Source organism: Roseobacter cerasinus, assembly GCF_009811755.1.
GTDB classification, from domain to species: Bacteria; Pseudomonadota; Alphaproteobacteria; order Rhodobacterales; family Rhodobacteraceae; genus Roseobacter; species Roseobacter cerasinus.
Genome location: NZ_BLIV01000010.1, coordinates 106,577 through 124,862 on the forward strand (window position 1 = coordinate 106,577; position 18,286 = coordinate 124,862).

Below are 18,286 nucleotides of genomic sequence, written 5' to 3' on the forward strand. Positions count from 1 at the left end.
TGTAAATTTCCGCCGACAGGATGGGCCGGAATTACACCCAGATGGTGATCTAAAAACGCCTCCCGGGTATCTTGAACGGGGGCATTTTCTTACCAAATTAAAGATGAGAGGGTGGCCAACGGCGACGCCTCTCAGGCGAGTCAAAGTCTGCGCGTCGGCGGATAAGTCTCGCTTTCCTCAAGGCTTGCAAAGGAGACCCGCATGGGGCGTGAAGTCACGCTTTTCAGCAGCAAAGAACCCAAATCCCGCAGTGAGGTCGCAACTTTCCTGCGCAGTCTTGCCGACCGTCTTGACACCGCCAAGGTCACGCTGCGCCAGGGGCAAGACGAGATTGTGCTGAGCCTGCCGGATGAGATGACCCTTGAGCTGAAAGTCGAGGATGAGGACAAGCGGCGCAAAGGGGTCCAACACAGCCTTGAGGTCGAATTGAAATGGTATGATGGCGACAGCGCAGCAGGACCGGTCAGCTTGGGGTAGCCCGGCGGTGCTGCCATCTGTATCGGCACCGACTGCACCGCAGTTTTGGTAGAGTCAGCGGTCAGGAAGCCAGAACAGCTTCCCTGGCGTGAGCGCGGGCCGGTACCAGATCGCCATACCAAGTGCCGCTTCTTATGGTCCGTTTCTGCGTGTCATAGTCCACGTGCGAGAAACCGGACCGCATCTTGCAGCCCTCCGCCAGCCTTTTTGCCCAAATCACCCGACGGCCGCCCCCCCTTCTCCGGACGGAATTACCGTTTACCGATGATCCCGCAGAGCGGTACTCCGGGTCTGAAGAAACTGGAGCGGGACAAGCTGATCGCCACCGAAAAGCTCGAAAATCAGAGCCCAAAACAAAGGCACCTTCGAGCACTTGTTCGAATACGCCTGTCTGTTTCACGCAGACCCTTGGAAACTCTGGGAAAATGGAATTTGGCCCTGCGTAGAGCGGTGCTAGAGTTGGCATTTGCCGAGCGGATTGCCCCCTTCTTCCCAAAGTCTCATGGCAAGCCTCGCGTTGATGATAGACGTGTGTTGAGCGGGATTACCTTCACCAAACGCATCCTCGGCCTGGGCCGGCTCCGACTACGGGGCCCATGTGGCGCTCAAAACGAGTTTACCCTCGCCGCCACTGCCCAAAACCTCCGGAAACTGGCAAAGCTCAAGCCGATGGGGCCCGCCGCAAGTTGAAGCGGTGCCTACGCTCGAGACATCTGGACGAAATCAAAGTGATCGCTCTAAAAGGCGCGCCAAAGTCATAGAGTTTTTCAACAAAATCGGCCCATTCTGGACACTTATTATCAGGGTCGATGCTGCGATTGTGACCTGCTCCCCTGAAATGTCCTTGAATTGAGGTTAGCCGGTTCTCTCACTGAGGAGACAGACGATGAAGAGAAGCCGTTTCAGCGAAGACGTGGGCTATTCTCCGAAGGCGAGGTTGGTGGTGACGATGATCGAGATCGCTCGTAGAGCTTGCCGATGAGATGGAATAGGAGCTGGCCGCCGGTCTGGGCGAAGGGGAGATAGCCAAGTTCGTCGAGGATCAGGAAGTCGAGGCGCGAGATCAGCTCGGCAGTGCGACCCTGCCGTTCGGCACGGGCCTCGGCATCAAGCTTGTTCACCAAGTCGGCGACATTGAAGAATCGACCGCGGCGCCCGGTCCTGATGCGGGCGCGGGCAATGCTGGCGGCAAGGTGCGTTTTGCCGGTTCCGGTGCCGCCGATCAGCACGAGGTTGCGCTGGTAATCGAGGAAGTCGCCGGTGGCCAGGTCGCGGACCAGGGTCTCGTTAATCTCGGTTGCCTCGAAGTCGAACTCTTCCAGTTCCTTGGCCAGCGGCAGCTTGGCGATGGTCATCTGGTATTTGATCGACCGCGCCTGTTTCTCGCTGATCTCGACGGTCAGCAGATCGCCGATGATTTGCTGCGGTTCGTGCTGGCGCTTCAGCGCCGTGCCGATGATCTCATCATAGGCCGTCCTCATGCCGTAGAGCTTCAACTGGCCCATTGCGTCCAGCACCTCTGAGCGTTTCATTCCTTGTTCTCCTCAGGCTGTCGTATCGATCACAATTGGCGGCCGGCTCGCATGAGAGCCGCAAGGCATCCGGCGTCGCGATTGTCAGGGGCGGTGGCGGTTCTCGACGGCGCGCCAGAATGTTCAGCACGACACCCGCCGAGTGGACGTTGTGCGACAGGGCCTCGGCACAGGCTGCTTCAACGGCGTCCAGGTCATCGCTGAGCACAGCGGCGAGGATCTGGACCATCTGCCGGTCACCGCCGGGCTGGCGCTCCAGTTTGCGCTGAACGCGACGGACGGCAATCGGCAAGTCCCACTGCTTGAACGGTGCCCCGTTGCGCAAGGCCCCGGGTTTGCGGGCCAGAACAGATATGTAATGCAGGGGATCGTAGACGGTGTTGTTGCGCCCGAAGACACGTTCATGACTGCCGGCGATCCGACCGTCCTGCCAGCATTCGAGCCGATCTGCGTAAGTTCTGATCTCGACCAGCCGCCCCACAGCAAGGGCATCGACCGAGCATCTGTTCTTGTCGAACCGCACGAGGCAAGTCTTGGATACCGACGCCGACACGGCGTGGAAGCCGTCGAAGGAACCGACGTAAGGAACAAGGCTCGGGCGCTCTTCTTCCAACACCTCCCAGATCGTCCTATCCCGCATCTCCGGGTGCATGTTCGTCCGGGCGTAGGCCAGGCAGCGATCTTCGAGCCAGGCGTTCAGTTCGGCATAGGATTTGAACTTCGGCCACGGCACGAAGAACCGACGCCGGATCACCCCCACCTGGTGCTCAACCTGGCCCTTCTCCCAGCCCGACGCGGGCGTACAGGCGACAAGGTCGACGAGATAGTGCCCACACATTTGCTGGAGGCGGCGATTGTGGGCCCGGTCCTTGCCGACGAAGATCGCGTCCACCGCGGTCTTCACGTTGTCGTAGATGCCCCGCGCGCAGGCGCCCTCGAAGAAGGCGAACGCCTGTCGTGCGCGTCGAACACCATTCGGCAATCGATGATCCGACCAGGTTCAAAAAGTCTAGAACGGTGGCCGCGCACTTTGGACTCACACCGAGGCGGTATCAGTCCGGCGAGCACGACAACCCAGGCCGTATCTCCAAAGCAGGAGATGGAAATGTACGAGCGGCTCTCTATGCGGCGGCCAATGCACTGCTCATGCGGAACATCGGGTGATCGCAGATCAAGTCGTGGGTACTGCGCCTCATGCGAACAAAAGGCAGACGCCGCGCCGTGGTTGCCGTCGCCCGCAAACTTGCTGTTATCCTGCATCGGATGTGGGTCGACGGCACCGATTTCCGTTAGGAACAGGTGGGAGAACAGACATGAAGCCGTAGCCCACCAATTCACCTGACGGGATCGTCCCTCCGAGCGAGGTGTGTGGATGAAGCCGAAAAAGTCTGCTGCGCAACTTGAAGCGCGTCAGAAAGCGGGGCTCTCCATAACCAATCCGACACATGCATGCAGCAGCGCAATCAACAACGCCAAACCAGACTGCGAAGAGAAGCGTGACCCCGGATGAGCGACAAAGATCCCAATAAAGAAAGGAAAACGAGCTTGACCTGAACACCCAATTAGAGAAGCAGACCTTGACACCTGCACTATGGCGCATTGCGATGCCGGTTGGAGCAGGAGCCATCCACCCCATCGGCTTCCCGCCCATTCTGTGGAAAAACAACGTGTTGCGGGCGCAGAAAGTGACGCGCCAATCTGAGTACGAGTGCCGTTCTGATCAGGCGTTGCGTGGTTGCTGCGGTGCAGGAAAGATCTTGGTCAGTTTGCGGAGGTTCTGGGCGGTGGCGGCGAGGAGGAATTCGTCGTTTGCACCGCATGGACCGCGTAGTCGGAGCCGTCCCAGCCCAAGAATGCGCTTGAGATGGGCAAACAGCATCTCGACCTTCTTCCGCAGCTTCATCGAGACGTCGCATTGGAGGGTCTTGGCGATGTCGCGCGCAACCTGGCGGGCGTCTTCGGTTTCTTCGCGGCTGATCTTACGAGCATCAGCGTTTGGGCAGCACTTAGCTTTGGAAGGGCAGACCTGGCAGACTTCCTTCAAGACTCGGTATCGCGCCGTGCCCTTGCCTTACGGTCCCCGGTTGGGGTCTGAGTAATTGCGTCGAAACGGTTTGAGAGCGTGTCCTTCGGGACAGATGTACTGGTCGTTCTTAGCATTCCATTCAAAGCCCGCACGTGTCCTGGTTCCGTCGTTGCGACCGGACTTGTCGAAGACAGGAATGTGCGGCGCGATCTTGCGGTCTACCAGCCACCCCAGAAGCGGCTCGGTTCCATACACCGTGTCCGCAATCAAGCGCTCTGGGTGCAAATCAAACTTCTGCTTCACCCGCTTCAGCATCGTCTTGGTCGATCCAACCTCAGCCTGTCGGATAGAGCGGGTCGCTTCGACATCGACGATCACGCCGTGGTCTGTGTCGATCAGACAATTGTCGGAATAGCTAAAGAATGCAGGGCCCTTGCGGGCCGCCGTCCATTGGCTTGCCGGGTCAGAATGAGGGGTGAACTTGGGCTGTAGCTCACTTGCCGAGCCGAACACAGCTTCATCCAGTGTGTCGAGATACTCGCGAACCGCGCGAGGCGCATCCTTTGAATCAATGCTTGATGCGTCCTACCCCTCCTTCGGCGTCGAGTTCTGTTTGTTCGCATCAGCCTCAATCAGACTGGCATCAATGGCCATGCGCTGGCCGCTGAAGAGCCCTTCCTCAATGCCATGGGCGACGGTCGTCTCGAACAAGTGCCGCAGCAGCTCGCTCTCGCGGAAACGCCCATGCCGGTTCTTGGCAAAGGTGGAGTGGTCGGGAAAGCGGTCGGTTAGATCGAGGCGACAAAGATGGGGTAGGTGGGCGGCCCGGAATGGTCGATCGTAACCCCATCAATAAGCCGCCTGGTCCCAACATTGCCAATCTCTCCGCCTAGGACGAATTGATGGGGTGGATGCCCCCATCCCGGCGGCATCGCAATGTGTCAGATTGGTGGCGTCAACTTCACCCAGCAAAGGAGAGAGCATCCATGTCAGAAGTTAGCATAGTCGGCGTCGACCTTGCCAAGCGTGTATTCCAGGTCCACGGAGCAACATCGAATGGAACCGTTGTTTTCCGCAAGAAGCTCAGCCGAGCACAATTCCTGCCATTTTTAGAGCAGCTTCCAGTCTGTGTGGTTGCGATGGAGGCCTGCGCAACGGCACATTATTGGGGACGAGAGGTTGCCAAACTTGGTCACAGAGTCCGGCTGATCGCTCCGATCTATGTGAAGCCCTTTGTCAAACGTCAAAAGAATGATGCGGCAGATGCAGAAGCCATTGTCGAGGCAGCATCGCGCCCGACCATGCGATTTGTCGAAGTCAAAACTGAAGAACAACAAGCCAGTGCGATGGTCTTTCGTGCGCGAGACCTGCTGATCCGTCAGCGGACGCAAATCACCAATGCCCTTCGTGGCCACTTGGCCGAATACGGGATCATTGCTGGGAAAGGCATACGACAGCTGAAGAAGCTTCGAGACTCAATATGCTCGCAATCCACAGACCTGCCGCAAGCGGTTTCAGAGGTGGCACTCATTTATCTTGATCAGATCGATGATTGCAGCGCGAAGATCGCTGTTCTGGAGAAAACCGTTCGCGCCAGATCATCTGTGACAGAAAGGGCAACACTCCTTCAGACCATGCCGGGAGTTGGTCCGATCGGAGCCACTGCGATTGAGGCATTCGCACCGCCGATGGAAGAGTTCCGGCGCGGACGCGATTTTGCCGCATGGCTTGGTCTTGTCCCGCGCCAGCAGTCCACCGGCGGCAAACAGATCCTCGGCAGGACATCCAAAATGGGGCAGCGAGATATCCGGAGGTTGCTGATTATTGGCGCTATGTCTTCAATCCGCGCCGCTCTTCGAAACGGCCCACAAGAAGGTACCTGGTTGGCGCGGATGCTTGCGAGCAAGCCACGTATGGTCGTTGCAATCGCGCTTGCGAACAAAATGGCGAGGGGAATCTGGGCCATGTTGACGAAGGGCGAAGACTACCGAGATCCGGAGGTGATGGCATAACGTCAAATACCTTCGGTTAGTCGGATGTGAGGAGGTCAGAGAGCAGTAAGGGCAAATGATCGCAATGATCCGGAATGGGAAAACCAGACTGATTCAATGAGCCATGAGCTCGCCGAATTGATGTGGACCCACTCCGCTCATCTCCATACCGGCCCGCGGCCATGAACAGTGCCGCACACTGAGGCCTGACACATGACCGCACCCGATCACACGCTCAATTGTAAAATGGCCTTGCACATTGGGGGACATCCACACATGAATCAGCAGCTTACGTCCCGATCGACCAAGAGTTTTCAACGAAATAGGCCCGCCCACGCTAGATGAAAAGCTCAAAAGTCGCTGAAATAGGTCCCGAAAAGCGATCTTTTGTTTTGAACGCGTTGGACGACGTGTGTGCAGATAGAGGACGAAGTGATGGTTCCCGGAACAAAGTCCCCGCAACTCTACAAAACATCCGATGATTTGGTCGGGCTGAGAGGATTCGAACCTCCGACCCCCTGCTCCCGAAGCAGGTGCGCTACCAGGCTGCGCTACAGCCCGACCGATCTCGCCGAAATAGCGATATCACACCAGCTTGGCAAGCGGGTCCGGGCCCCTATTTCCACCGCTTGTCCCGCCGCAAAAAAGGCGAGACCCGCGGGGTGGTCCCCGTCTCAGGGCGTGATCGTGTTCGCAGCACCGGCTGCTCCGAGCCCGGCGTCTTGCTTTCGCGCAGAACGATGAAAAGGCCACTGGCAATAATGATCGCAGAGCCGATGATCGTGCTGGTGCCCGGCGTCTCATCAAAAAACAGAACACCATACAGAGACGCCCAGAGGATCTGCGAATACTGCATGGGCGCGACGACCACCGCCTCTCCGGCATTGTAGGCCGCAATCAGAAAGCGCCCCGCCGTCCAGGCAAAAAGCGCTATGACCGCCAGTTTGCCGAGATCGGCAAGTGGCAGCGGCTGATAGACCAACGGTAGTAACATGGCCATCACAACGAAATTCGCCATCATCGGATAAAGCATGATCACCACGGACCGCTCGTCGCGGCCGATCTTGCGCACGATGATCGAGGCAAAGGCACCGCAGACAGCCGAGACGAGCGCCGCAAGATGGCCCAGCTCCAGCTCGGCCTCCCCCGGGCGCAGCACAACCAGAACGCCGCACAACCCGACGCCAACCGCGATCCAGCGGCGCAGTTTCACCTGTTCGCCCAGGATCGGAATGGCGAGGATGGTGATCAAGAGGGGTGAAGCGAAAAGGATCGCATAGACCTGCGCCAGTGGTAGCACAGAAAAGGCATAGAACGCACAGAAACCGGTGATGACTGCTGCAACCGTGCGGCCCATCATCCACCAGGGATGCACCGGGATCAGCGTGCCAGGCGTCGCATCGCGCAGCAGGTACAACATCGCCAGCGGAAAGCTGAACAGCACGCTGAAAAAGACAATCTGGACGGGCGAGTACCCGCCCCCCAGCACCTTGATCAGGACGTCATGGCTGGCAAAGAGCCCAAAGGCCACAAGCGCCATGAGCGCCGCTTTGAGGTTCTGGTTCATTCAGCGCTCCGGCGGTGTTGGGGTCCGGCACCAGGGCGGCGTGGGCCTTTGGTCCACACAGCCCGGTTGTCGCACACTATCCTCATGCAGCCCCGCTCTGGCAACCGCCATGCGCTGCAGGATGCGACAGGTTTACAGGCTCGCGTCCAAAGCGCCGAGAATTGCATCGCCCATCTCGGTTGTGCTGATCGGTGTGCCCCCCTCGGCCCCCATCAGATCAGCGGTCCGCGCGCCATTGGCCAGCACCGTCTCAATGGCCGCTTCCAACCGCGCGGCCTCCGCGCCCTGGTCAAAGGAATATCGCAGTGCCATCGCAAAGCTGAGGATACAGGCAATGGGGTTGGCCTTGCCCTGCCCCGCGATGTCCGGGGCCGAGCCGTGCACCGGCTCATAGAGTGCGCGCGGCGGGCCGTTCTCGGTGGGTTTGCCGAGGCTGGCAGAGGGCAACATGCCAAGGCTCCCGGTCAGCATCGCGGCACAGTCCGACAGGATGTCGCCAAAAAGGTTGTCGGTCAGGATCACGTCAAACTGCTTGGGCGCACGCACCAGCTGCATCGCGCCGTTGTCGGCATACATATGGCTGAGTTCAATATCCAGATAATCCGTATCGCGCACCTTCTGCACCACCTCACGCCAGAGGATGCCGCTTTCCATCACATTGGCCTTCTCCATCGAGCAGACCTTGCCAGAGCGTCGCCGCGCCAGCTCAAAGGCGGAGCGCGCCACCCGGTCGATCTCGCCTTCGGTGTAGCGCTGGGTGTTGATCCCAACCCGTTCGTTGCCTTCTTCGAAGATGCCGCGGGGTTCGCCAAAGTAGACGCCCGAGGTCAGCTCGCGCACGATCATGATGTCGAGGCCAGCGACCACATCCTTCTTGAGCGAGGAGAAATCCGCAAGTGCGTCAAAGCACTGCGCGGGACGCAGATTGGAGAACAGATCCATCTCCTTGCGCAGACGCAACAACCCGCGCTCGGGCTTCACGCTGAAATCCAGATCATCGTATTTTGGGCCACCCACGGCGCCCAGCAAGACCGCATCCGCCTCCAGCGCCTTGGCCATCGTATCATCATGCAGCGGCGTGCCATGCGCATCATAGGCCGCACCACCAACCAGATCTTCGCTGACATCGAAGGCCAGATCACGCTTGTCTCCGAACCAGCCGATCACGCGCTTGACCTGCTCCATGACCTCCGGGCCAATGCCATCACCGGCAAGGATAAGAAGAGAAGGGTTGGCCATGGAACGTCTCCTTTGAAATCTGTCCCGCGCGGCCTAGCGTGCAGCCTGCGCAGGGTCAAGTTGACCTGACAGAGATTCGCCCCTGCGCGGCGTGGCTGGGCTGCTCGGGTCCGGCAAAACGGATCAGGAGGACAGAACCTTGGCAACGACGCGGCGCAGGACACTCAGCCTCTGGATCGGGTGGGGTCTGTTGATCCTGCTGGCGCTGCCCTTTGTGCACTGGTCTCTGACATCGGGGGTCGGGCCGCTGACCGGTGCTGATCTGGCGGACAATCGCTTTTACACGCCGCAACTCACGCTCGCCAATCTGGCGATCTTCTCACATATGGCGTTGGGGGCTGGCCTGATGCTCTTCATCCCGTTGCAGGTCTGGCCCGGGCTGCGCCAGCGATGGCCGGGCTATCATCGTTGGATGGGCCGGGTGCTCTGCCTTGCGGGGGTGATCGTCGGACTGGGCGGTCTGACCTATATCGCGATGCGCGGCACCATCGGCGGGGTCTGGATGAACGCGGGCTTCGCGCTTTATGGCGCTTTGGTGGTGATCTGCGCAGGTCAAGCCCTGCGCCATGCCCGCTACAAGGCGTTTGCCATCCACCGGCAATGGGCCTTGCGGCTGCTGGTTCTGAGTTTTGGCTCCTGGCTTTACCGGGTGCACTATGGGTTGTGGTATCTGGCCACCGGCGGTGTGGCTTCGACCCCTGACTTCGATGGCGCCTTTGATCTGGTGCAGAATTTCGCTTTCTACCTGCCCTACCTGCTGGCGCTGGAGCTGGAGCTGTGGATGCGCCGGGCCCAGAGCGTTTGACGAAATGCCTGAAACATCGCACATGACGTAACGCGTTGAAATCTATGATTTCAGGCAGCGTCATGTGAGTCAGGTTTTTCGCATGACGCTTCAGCGCGCGATATCCACCCAAACCAGCCGGTGACGACTGGCGGCGATCACCGTCTGGCCCAGCGGATCATCGGGGTTTGGCCAGAAAACACCCGAACCCAGCACGCGCCAATCGGCAGAGGGCAAGACATAGTCCACCCGCAGGTTACCCGGCACAGGGTCTGTCCAGTCCACCGTATCAAACGGATCCCCTGTCGCTGTTTCGCTGCCGTAACTCTGAGGCATTGGATCTTGCAGGCGCGGATCGTCCAGAAGACCGACAATGGCGGATTTGATGCCCTCGCCATCCCGCCGGTCCTGATTGATATCCCCAAGCAGCACGAAACTGCTGGCCTCGACATCTCCGAAATGACCCGCCAGATAGTGCTGCCAGAAGACCGTTTCGTCATGGTTCCGCTTGCCATTGCGGTCTTCCGGGCCGTCAAAGACAGGTGGGCTGCCCTGGAAGGCCATAATGTCGACGCGCCCCAGCTCCGGCACGGTGATCGGCACCACCCAATGGTTGGTGGTCGACAGGCGCTGCACCGCCTGCGCTTCGGCGGATGGGAACGGCCCGGCTTCGGTTTCAGGCAACAGCGCATCTGGCAGATCACGCCAGAGAAAATCGGTGAAATCCTTCACCGCTCCCACATCAATGGGGTGCCGCGACAGAATGGCCATGCCCCCCTGCCCCGAAAACCGGCCATAGCTCTGCGCGTCGCGCGGCTCGCCCAGCTTGCCATTGCCATCCATATCAAGCCCCGTGGGCATGCCGGTATTGGGCCGCGCCGAGAAACTATAGGGGTAGTCCACCCCACGAGCGCGCAACGCGTCCGCGTAGGCCATCAAAGCCTCGCCGGTCATGTCATAGTCGAACCCCTGCACCAGCAAAACGTCCGGGTGCACGTCGGCAATCACCGCCAGTGTGGCCTCGATCTGCGGATCGTCACCCGCCGCGATGTCGCGCAACAACAGCCCCGGGCCCTTGCGCGACAGCTCAGTGTTGAAGGTTGCAACCCGCAGGCTTTCGCAAACGGCCGCGCCCGCTGAGACACAGATTGCGACGATCATCAGCGCCGCGTTGATCAACGGCGCGCAGGATCGGCTGTTCTTACGGGAGAAAATTCCCATGCAATGGTCATCCAGGTCAGTCTACGGGATACAACCCTAATGCGAGCTGTATCAGAGCACACACCATTTTGACCACCTCAAGCAAACATAGCGTTGTCGAAAACCGTCAAGGTGGAGATATAGAGCAGCCCATAGGACCGGTCCCGAAAGACCAATCCGATGAGCTGTTTCGAAAATTGTGCCGGTTCAGACCCAGGGCCGCGCCTGGGCCGCTGCGGTCTCGAAAGTATCAATCGCCGGGGCCTTCTCCATTGTCAGCCCGATGTCGTCCAGCCCGTGCATGAGGCAATGCTTCTTGAAAGAATCAAGCTCGAAGGAAAACACCTCACCGTCCGAGCTGGTTACGGTCTGGGCGTCCAGATCGATTGTCATCCGCGCGTTGGAGCCCTTTTCAGCGTCTTTCATCAGCACATCAACCTGCTCCTGCGGCAGCGCGATGGGCAGGATACCGTTCTTGAAGCAGTTGTTGTAGAAGATATCGGCAAAGGAGGGCGCGACCACGCAGCGAATACCGAAATCCTTGATCGCCCAAGGCGCATGCTCGCGACTGGAGCCACAGCCGAAGTTGTCGCCTGCGACAAGGATCTCCGCCTCGCGGTAGGCATCCTTGTTCAGCACGAAATCGGCGATCTCGTTGCCCTGACGATCAAAGCGCATCTCGTCAAAGAGGTTCGCGCCGAGGCCCGAGCGTTTGATTGTTTTCAGGAATTGCTTGGGGATGATCATATCGGTGTCGATATTCACAAGCGGCATCGGCGCCGCGATCCCTGTGAGGGTGGTAAATTTGTCCATTTTGACCTCTATAGTGCTTAACTTGAACTTATCTCTTTTAGCCCATATCTTGAACACTAAATGGGCTGGACTTTTTTCGGTCGGCGTTGGGCTACTGGCTTGTCCGGTGGCCCTTCTGCTTTCAGGGGAATTTCTTCACCCAATATCCGATTTTCTTTTTTATGATGTCATAGGCCCGGTTTTCCTGATGGGGCTTCAGATGATGCTTCCCGACAGGCCTTGCGATCAGATCAGCCAGTTGCAGCCCTGAAGAGTTAGATTTCTTATCAGAGAACAATAGTCTCCATTCTATGCTTGTAATCAGATCGATCTGGTTTGACTGCAGTGGCGGTTGCCCATCAGCTATGCGGCGAAAACTCAACTCGAGTTCCGCATTCTCAAGCTTTCCTCGCGACTCCGCCACGACATGAACGATGCGCCCCAACTGTCCTTTGTCACGAAGGATGAGGGCCAAATGTTCCATGGCGAGCAGCATCGCCAATTCATAGGGCGACCATGGATTTGGATAGCGGGCCGCCAGCTTCGCTTTATCGATGACAGCAGTTGCCAGGTCGAAATCAAAACTTCCGATCAATCGGGAGACATCCGCCAGAAAGTTTGAACGGGTATCTGGATTACCTCTGAAGACGACAAAATCTCCGCTTTGTCTCCGAATATCTCTTTCATGAAAGACGATCTGGTCATGCCCGAAATATTTGAACTTGAGCGCCTGAAGTCTTGGCACGATTGCGTTGGCGTATTCTTCCTTGGAGATACACACGCACGCCAAGACAAAGACCGGGAAGTCTTGTGCATCGGCCTCTATCGAGGGCGAGCCACTTTCATCGAGATAGACGATGTAGTCGGAGAATTCTGACACCTACATCAGCTCACGCACGTCTGTCAGTTTCCCTGTGATTGCTGCTGCAGCCGCCATGCCGGGTGACACCAGATGGGTGCGACCTTTATAGCCCTGCCGTCCTTCGAAGTTGCGGTTGGAGGTTGAAGCGCAGCGCTCACCCTCAGCCAGTTGGTCTGGGTTCATGGCCAGGCACATGGAGCAGCCCGCAAGGCGCCATTCGAAGCCCGCTTCCTTGAAGATATCCGCAAGGCCCTCTTCCTCGGCCTGGGCGCGCACGAGGCCCGACCCGGGCACGACCATGGCACGCAAGCCGTCCTTGATCTTCTTGCCTTTCAGGATTTCGGCAGCCGCGCGCAGGTCTTCGATGCGCCCATTTGTGCAAGATCCGATAAAGACGGTGTCGATTTCGATATCAGACAGCGGTGTGCCCGGTGTCAGCCCCATATAGTCGAGAGAGCGCTGTGCCGCGCCGACCTTGCCGCCTTCGAAATCCTCTGCCGAGGGCACATTTGCCGTGATGGGCAGCACGTCTTCGGGCGACGTGCCCCAGGTCACCACAGGGGCGATGTCTTCGCCCTTCAGCGTGATCACCTGATCCCAGGCCGCATCATCGTCGGAATAGAGGGTCTTCCACCACTCCATAGCCGCTTCCCACTGCGCGCCTTTGGGCGCGTGCGGTCGGCCCTTGCAGTACTCAAATGTCTTCTCATCCGGCGCGATCAGGCCAGCCCGCGCGCCACCTTCGATGGCCATGTTGCAGACGGTCATGCGGCCTTCCATCGACAGATCACGGATCGCCTCGCCGCAGTATTCGATCACATAACCTGTGCCGCCTGCCGTGCCCGTGGCGCCGATGACCGAGAGCGTAATGTCCTTGGCGGTCACACCGGGGCGCAGCTTACCGGTGATCTCGACCTTCATGTTCTTCGATTTCTTCTGGATCAACGTCTGCGTCGCCAGCACATGCTCGACCTCTGACGTGCCGATGCCGTGGGCCAGCGCACCAAAAGCGCCGTGGGTCGCCGTGTGGCTGTCACCGCAGACCACGGTCATGCCCGGCAAGGTCCAGCCCTGCTCCGGCCCGACAATATGCACGATGCCCTGGCGGATGTCCGACACCGGGTAGTAGTGGATGCCGAAGTCCTTGGCATTCTTATCGAGCGCGGCCACCTGGATCGCACTGTCCTCGGTCATGTTCGACGGATCTTCGCGGCCCGCCGTTGTCGGCACATTGTGATCGGGGACCGCGATGGTCTTGTCCGGCGCGCGCACGCTCCGACCGGCCATGCGCAGACCTTCGAAGGCCTGCGGGCTGGTCACCTCATGCACGAGGTGGCGGTCGATATAGAGCAGGCAGGTGCCATCTTCAGCCTCATGGGCCACATGGGCATCCCAGATTTTGTCATAGAGTGTTTTGGGGGACATGGGTCCTCTCCCGTGATGTGAAAACAGGTCAGTTGGGGCGGCGACGGGCTTATAGTCGCGCCAGCACGGTGTGGGTCGCCCCGAAGAAGCGTTCGCGCAGCCGCGCGCGGTCATCCATATCCACAATGCGTATCATCCGGCTGAGATACCGCGTTGATCGCTCTGCCGCAAGCCTTGGCGGCTTGTGACGGCCCGCTGTCTATGCCAGTTTTCGTCCAAAAGGAGCACGCATGGAGACGGAGGAGGAACCATTTGCCGCCGCGATGATGTCGGTGGATGAGATTTGGTTCCTGTTCACGAGCTTCCTGCAAAGCATCATCACACCGGGCTGGCGGCAGAATCAGGTGTTGATCGTGATCGGCCTGGCCGTAGTGGCCTACGGTCTGCACATCCTCTCAAACCGGGTGATCGAAAACCAGGTGCGCGCACGCGAAGGCTGGTCCAAATGGCAGCTGCGCATGATCGTGCAAATCAAGCGGCGCATGGGGCTCATCTGGTTTGCGGTGCTTGCCAGCGCCCTGTATCTCGTCATGCAGCAGATCACCTGGCCCTCGCGCTCCTATTTCATCGGGCTGGCCGCCACCCTCGCGATTGTCTGGACCGGTATCGCCTACGCCGCGCGGCTGGTGCGCAACCGCTTCCTGCGGCGGCTGGTGACCTGGGGCCTGTGGATCTACGCGACGCTCTATCTGGTCGGGGTCTCGGACGAGGTGTCGGAGTTCCTCGACGACATTGCGCTTGATGTGGGAGACTTCCACCTCTCGGTGCTGACGCTGATCTCGGCGGCTGTGGTCATCGGCGTGCTCTTCACCGTGGCGCGGCTGGTCAGTTCCACGACAGCCAGTAGTATCCGCCGCAACGAGGATATCAGCCCCTCGATGCAGGTGCTCGCCGTGAAGGCGGTGCAGATCTTCCTCTATGGTTTTGCCTTCTTCATGGGGGTGAAGGCGGTGGGCATCGACCTCACCGGGCTTGCCGTGCTCTCCGGCGCCATCGGTGTGGGTCTGGGCTTTGGCCTGCAAAAGGTCGTCTCGAACCTCGTCTCGGGCGTGATCATCCTGCTCGACAAGTCGATCAAGCCCGGGGATGTGATCTCGCTTGGCGAGACCTTCGGCTGGATCAACGCGCTTGGTGCGCGTTACGTCAGCGTCGTCACGCGGGACGGGCGCGAGTATCTCATCCCCAACGAAGACCTGATCACCGGCCAGGTGGTGAACTGGTCGCATTCCAACGACTTTGTGCGCCTCGACATCTATTTCGGGACCTCCTACGGCTGCGACCCGCATCAGGTGCGCAAGCTGGCGATCGAGGCAGCCACAGGTGTCGACCGGGTGCTGGAGCACCCCAAGCTGCCGGTCTGTCATATCGTGGGCTTCGGCGACAGTTCGGTCGATTACATCCTGCGGTTCTGGATTCGCGACCCCACCGGCGGGCTGACCAACATCCGCGGCAACGTCTATCTGGCCCTTTGGGACAGCTTCAAGGCGCACAACATTTCAATCCCTTTCCCGCAGCGCGAGGTGCGCCTGCTGGAGGATGAGGCATAAGACGAGCATTGGTTAACCAAACCTTGCCGAACGTGACGCTGTCATTGAAATGTCGCCATGCAATTGTTACCCTTTGAGGTATCCCAGCGCCGGGGGTTGGTCGGCGCGATGCAAGGAGGACAATGTCCTGTCTATCCATACTGACGCAGCACCTGCTGCTCAAAACGGGTCTGCAGCCGTGGTAGCTGCGACCGACACGGCCACAAGCGACACGCTCCTGGCGACCATCCTTTCATCCCTTTCCGACGACAAGGCTGAAGACATCGTGCAGATCGACCTGCGCGGCAAGACCGAGATCGGCGACTATATGGTGATCTGCTCCGGGCGCTCGAGCCGTCAGGTGACCGCGATTTCGGAAAAGCTCGCGCAGACGGTCAAAGACACGTTTGGCCGCACGTCGAAGGTCGAAGGCAAGGATACGGGCGACTGGGTGCTGATCGACACAGGCGATGTGATTGTGCATGTCTTCCGCCCGGAAGTGCGCGAATTCTATCAGCTTGAGAAGATGTGGCAGCCGATGGATGGCTCGGAGAGCGCGGCGAACTGACCTTCCGGGGTCGGGGCCACTCTGATGCGTGTGCATATTGTTGCGGTGGGGCGCCTGCGCGCGGGGCCGCAGAAGGATTTGATTGACGACTACCTGCCGCGGTTTGATCGCACGGGCCGAGGCTTGGGACTTGGCCCTGCACGGGTGATCGAGGTGGACGACCGCAAGGGCGGGGGCATGGCTGGTGAAGCGGACCTGATCCGCCGCGCCCTGCCCGGCGGAGCGGTGATCGTCGCGATGGACGAACGTGGGCGCGTCGAAAGCTCCCCCGATTTTGCGCAGCGCTTGGCGGAGTGGCGGGATGCCGGGCACGGCGATCTGGCCCTGATTATCGGCGGGGCTGACGGCATTGATTCAAGCTTACGCGCAGATGCCGACTTCGCGCTGTCCTTCGGCAAGATGGTCTGGCCGCATATGCTGGTGAGGGTCATGTTGGCAGAACAGCTCTACCGGGCCGCGTCGATCCTCGCCGGTGCGCCTTATCACCGCAACTGAGGACCATGGCCAAGTGACAAAAAGCACTTTTTCCGAAAATCTCAGATATGCTCGCGTCGCAACCAGGGCAGCGCATCGGGTAAAACCGGGCTTTCCGCCTCAGGCTTCAGAATTGGACTTGCCTCGCTGCTGATTTTCAGTGCTCCTTTACCAGACCGCGAAAGAGGGAGCCCTTATGACCATCTGGCCAAATCCGTTTTCCGTCGAAGGGCGACACGTCGCCGTTGTCCCTCTGTCACAGGCCCACCACGACGATCTGGCAGAAGCCACCGCAGACGGCGACCTGCACGCGCTGTGGTACACGACCATCCCTGACGCCGCAGGTATGGCCGCCGAGATCGACCGCCGCCGCGCCCTGCCCACCATGCTGCCCTTTGCGATCCTCGACAAATCAAGTGGCAAGGCCATCGGCATGACCACCTATATGAACATCGACAAGGCCAGCCGCCGGATCGAGATCGGCTCCACCTGGTATCGTGCCTCGGCGCAGCGCACTCCCTTCAACACCGAATGCAAGCTCCTCTTGCTGCAACACGCCTTCGAACAGCTGGACTGCATCTGCGTGGAGTTCCGCACCCATGTGCTGAACACGCAAAGCCGCCGCGCCATCGAACGGCTGGGCGCCAAGCTCGACGGCATATTGCGCTCTCACATGATCATGCCAAACGGCACGGTGCGGGACACGGCGGCCTATTCGATCATCGCGAGCGAATGGCCGGCGGTGAAGGCCAATCTGCACTGGAAGCTGGACCGCTACACCACCTGACGCCCGCGCCAAAATCAAAGACGTGGACGCTTCGCCCCCAGCGCCTTAGGTTTGCCCGAGACGGAGGGACATCTCATGCGCGCGCTGATCGCGGCACTCTATCTGACCTTGATCACCGGGCCGCCTGCGCTGGCGGACCGCGCGGCCTTTGTCGATCTGGCACGGCGCGGCTGGAACTATGAGCTACGGACGACAATGGTCGGGCGTGACCTCTCGATCCCCGTGCATATCAACGGGCGTGATCTGGCGGGCGCGAGCCTCTGCGTGGTCGGCGAACGCCCCCACCCCAACTCACTGGAGGTGATCAACGCCTTTCGCACGTTGGCCGCGCATGTGTTCAGCAAACCCTTGACCATGCGCTATGCGGGGGCAGACGCCACCAGCTGTGGCTCCGGGCGCACGGTGATCCTGCGGCTCTACTCCGGCCATCCGCCCAACCGCGCGCTCTCGGCTGACCTGGGATGGATGAACGGGATCTACCAGTTGGGCCTGCCGCCAAAGCGTGAATACGCTGCGACATCGCCAGCCATGGCGCAGACTTTCTTTGGACGGCGCGGGCAAGGCACGCATATCATGGTCAAACAGCCCCGGGTGGCCACGCTTGGCACGCTGGAACGGTCTTTCTACACCTCAATCCTTGTAGAAGAGCTCTTCCAGTCCTTCACCTTCGGGATGGATATCCTCCTGTTCGACCGCGCGGCCAGATTCCAGTCCAAGCTGCAGGAAACGCCCCTCAACCTGCAGCGCCTGCCCTGGGAGTCGCGGGATTTCATGCGCGCCCTGCTCCAGTCAAATCCGGGCGGTCTGTGCATCTTCGATGTGTTCATGATGCACGCCGTGGCTGAAGCGCCAGTAGATCAGACCATTGAGCCGGGGTTCATCGACTACATCGACCGCGAATATGACCAATTGCTGGTGCGGGCCACCGAAACCATGCGCGATGCCCGCTTCGCGCCCATCCTGATGCCGGACTGCAGGCGCGCGCCCGACTGACCGGGTAATACTTTCGGGGGTATTTGCGCAAACCACCGACCCC

The 18,286-nt window shown here is 59.6% G+C and carries 15 protein-coding genes, 1 tRNA gene and 4 pseudogenes; 10 read left to right on the forward strand and 10 right to left on the reverse strand.

Features of this window, described 5'->3' with window-relative positions:
* Nucleotides 1-201: 201 nt before the first annotated feature.
* Together So717_RS20125 and So717_RS20130 are read left to right on the forward strand one after the other, a co-directional pair.
* Nucleotides 202-477: an amphi-Trp domain-containing protein gene (locus So717_RS20125; protein ID WP_159980677.1), complete on the forward strand. Its 276-nt coding sequence runs from the start codon at nt 202-204 to the stop codon at nt 475-477.
* A 264-nt stretch (nt 478-741) separates the two neighbouring features.
* A complete protein-coding gene (locus So717_RS20130) occupies nt 742-1,167 on the forward strand; it encodes a hypothetical protein (protein WP_159980678.1) in 426 nt (141 codons plus the stop codon).
* Between the two features lie 231 nt (nt 1,168-1,398).
* On the opposite strand, the pseudogene So717_RS20135 reads toward So717_RS20130, so the two are convergent.
* Together So717_RS20135 and So717_RS20140 are read right to left on the reverse strand one after the other, a co-directional pair.
* Nucleotides 1,399-2,009, reverse strand: a pseudogene (locus So717_RS20135) (ATP-binding protein); the annotation flags it as partial.
* A pseudogene (locus So717_RS20140) lies at nt 1,942-2,984 on the reverse strand (Mu transposase domain-containing protein); the annotation flags it as partial. The pseudogenes So717_RS20140 and So717_RS20135, both read right to left, overlap by 68 nt.
* 3 nt (nt 2,985-2,987) lie before the next feature.
* On the opposite strand from So717_RS20140, the pseudogene So717_RS22795 reads away from it, so the two are divergent.
* A pseudogene (locus tag So717_RS22795) lies at nt 2,988-3,302 on the forward strand (transposase); the annotation flags it as partial.
* Between the two features lie 427 nt (nt 3,303-3,729).
* Here the strand turns inward: So717_RS22795 and So717_RS20150 are convergent.
* Nucleotides 3,730-4,839 (reverse strand): annotated as a pseudogene (locus tag So717_RS20150) (transposase); the annotation flags it as partial.
* A gap of 182 nt (nt 4,840-5,021) precedes the next feature.
* Here So717_RS20150 and So717_RS20155 point away from each other — a divergent pair.
* Nucleotides 5,022-6,047 (forward strand): IS110 family RNA-guided transposase, encoded by a 1,026-nt coding sequence (locus So717_RS20155; protein ID WP_159980679.1) that lies wholly within the window; start codon nt 5,022-5,024, stop codon nt 6,045-6,047.
* 463 nt (nt 6,048-6,510) lie between these two features.
* On the opposite strand, the gene So717_RS20160 is transcribed toward So717_RS20155, so the two are convergent.
* From So717_RS20160 to leuB, 3 genes are all read right to left on the reverse strand, one after another.
* Nucleotides 6,511-6,587, reverse strand: a tRNA-Pro gene (locus So717_RS20160).
* Between the two features lie 55 nt (nt 6,588-6,642).
* Nucleotides 6,643-7,593 carry a DMT family transporter gene (locus tag So717_RS20165; protein ID WP_159980681.1) on the reverse strand — a complete coding sequence of 317 codons (951 nt, stop codon included), beginning with the start codon at nt 7,591-7,593 and terminating at the stop codon, nt 6,643-6,645.
* Between the two features lie 132 nt (nt 7,594-7,725).
* Nucleotides 7,726-8,832 (reverse strand): 3-isopropylmalate dehydrogenase, encoded by a 1,107-nt coding sequence (gene leuB, locus So717_RS20170; protein ID WP_159980683.1) that lies wholly within the window; start codon nt 8,830-8,832, stop codon nt 7,726-7,728.
* 91 nt (nt 8,833-8,923) lie between these two features.
* On the opposite strand from leuB, the gene So717_RS20175 reads away from it, so the two are divergent.
* Nucleotides 8,924-9,637: a DUF2306 domain-containing protein gene (locus So717_RS20175; protein WP_238841125.1), complete on the forward strand. Its 714-nt coding sequence runs from the start codon at nt 8,924-8,926 to the stop codon at nt 9,635-9,637.
* A gap of 90 nt (nt 9,638-9,727) precedes the next feature.
* Here the strand turns inward: So717_RS20175 and So717_RS20180 are convergent, their stop codons facing one another.
* The 4 genes from So717_RS20180 to leuC form a co-directional block, all read right to left on the reverse strand.
* The gene (locus So717_RS20180; RefSeq protein ID WP_238841127.1) at nt 9,728-10,837 is read right to left on the reverse strand and encodes an endonuclease/exonuclease/phosphatase family protein; all 1,110 of its coding nucleotides are present in this window, start codon (nt 10,835-10,837) and stop codon (nt 9,728-9,730) included.
* A 186-nt stretch (nt 10,838-11,023) separates the two neighbouring features.
* Nucleotides 11,024-11,629 (reverse strand): 3-isopropylmalate dehydratase small subunit, encoded by a 606-nt coding sequence (gene leuD / locus So717_RS20185; RefSeq protein WP_159980685.1) that lies wholly within the window; start codon nt 11,627-11,629, stop codon nt 11,024-11,026.
* 121 nt (nt 11,630-11,750) lie between these two features.
* The gene (locus So717_RS20190) at nt 11,751-12,488 is read right to left on the reverse strand and encodes a DUF3800 domain-containing protein (protein WP_159980687.1); all 738 of its coding nucleotides are present in this window, start codon (nt 12,486-12,488) and stop codon (nt 11,751-11,753) included.
* A complete protein-coding gene (leuC, locus tag So717_RS20195) occupies nt 12,489-13,895 on the reverse strand; it encodes a 3-isopropylmalate dehydratase large subunit (protein ID WP_159980689.1) in 1,407 nt (468 codons plus the stop codon).
* A gap of 263 nt (nt 13,896-14,158) precedes the next feature.
* Here leuC and So717_RS20200 point away from each other — a divergent pair, with 263 nt between their 5' ends.
* The 5 genes from So717_RS20200 to So717_RS20220 all read left to right on the forward strand — a co-directional run bounded on the left by So717_RS20200 (nt 14,159) and on the right by So717_RS20220 (nt 18,243).
* The gene (locus So717_RS20200; protein ID WP_438810688.1) at nt 14,159-15,442 is read left to right on the forward strand and encodes a mechanosensitive ion channel family protein; all 1,284 of its coding nucleotides are present in this window, start codon (nt 14,159-14,161) and stop codon (nt 15,440-15,442) included.
* A 49-nt stretch (nt 15,443-15,491) separates the two neighbouring features.
* Nucleotides 15,492-15,989 (forward strand): ribosome silencing factor, encoded by a 498-nt coding sequence (gene rsfS, locus So717_RS20205; RefSeq protein ID WP_174239074.1) that lies wholly within the window; start codon nt 15,492-15,494, stop codon nt 15,987-15,989.
* 24 nt (nt 15,990-16,013) lie between these two features.
* On the forward strand, nt 16,014-16,484 hold the full coding sequence (gene rlmH, locus So717_RS20210; protein WP_159980695.1) for a 23S rRNA (pseudouridine(1915)-N(3))-methyltransferase RlmH: 471 nt from the start codon (nt 16,014-16,016) through the stop codon (nt 16,482-16,484).
* Nucleotides 16,485-16,665: 181 nt separating this feature from the next.
* Nucleotides 16,666-17,250, forward strand: coding sequence for a GNAT family N-acetyltransferase (locus tag So717_RS20215; RefSeq protein ID WP_238841132.1), 585 nt, complete (start codon nt 16,666-16,668; stop codon nt 17,248-17,250).
* A gap of 75 nt (nt 17,251-17,325) precedes the next feature.
* Nucleotides 17,326-18,243, forward strand: a complete 918-nt coding sequence (locus tag So717_RS20220) for a hypothetical protein (RefSeq protein WP_159980699.1) — start codon at nt 17,326-17,328, stop codon at nt 18,241-18,243.
* The last annotated feature ends 43 nt before the right edge of the window (nt 18,244-18,286 follow it).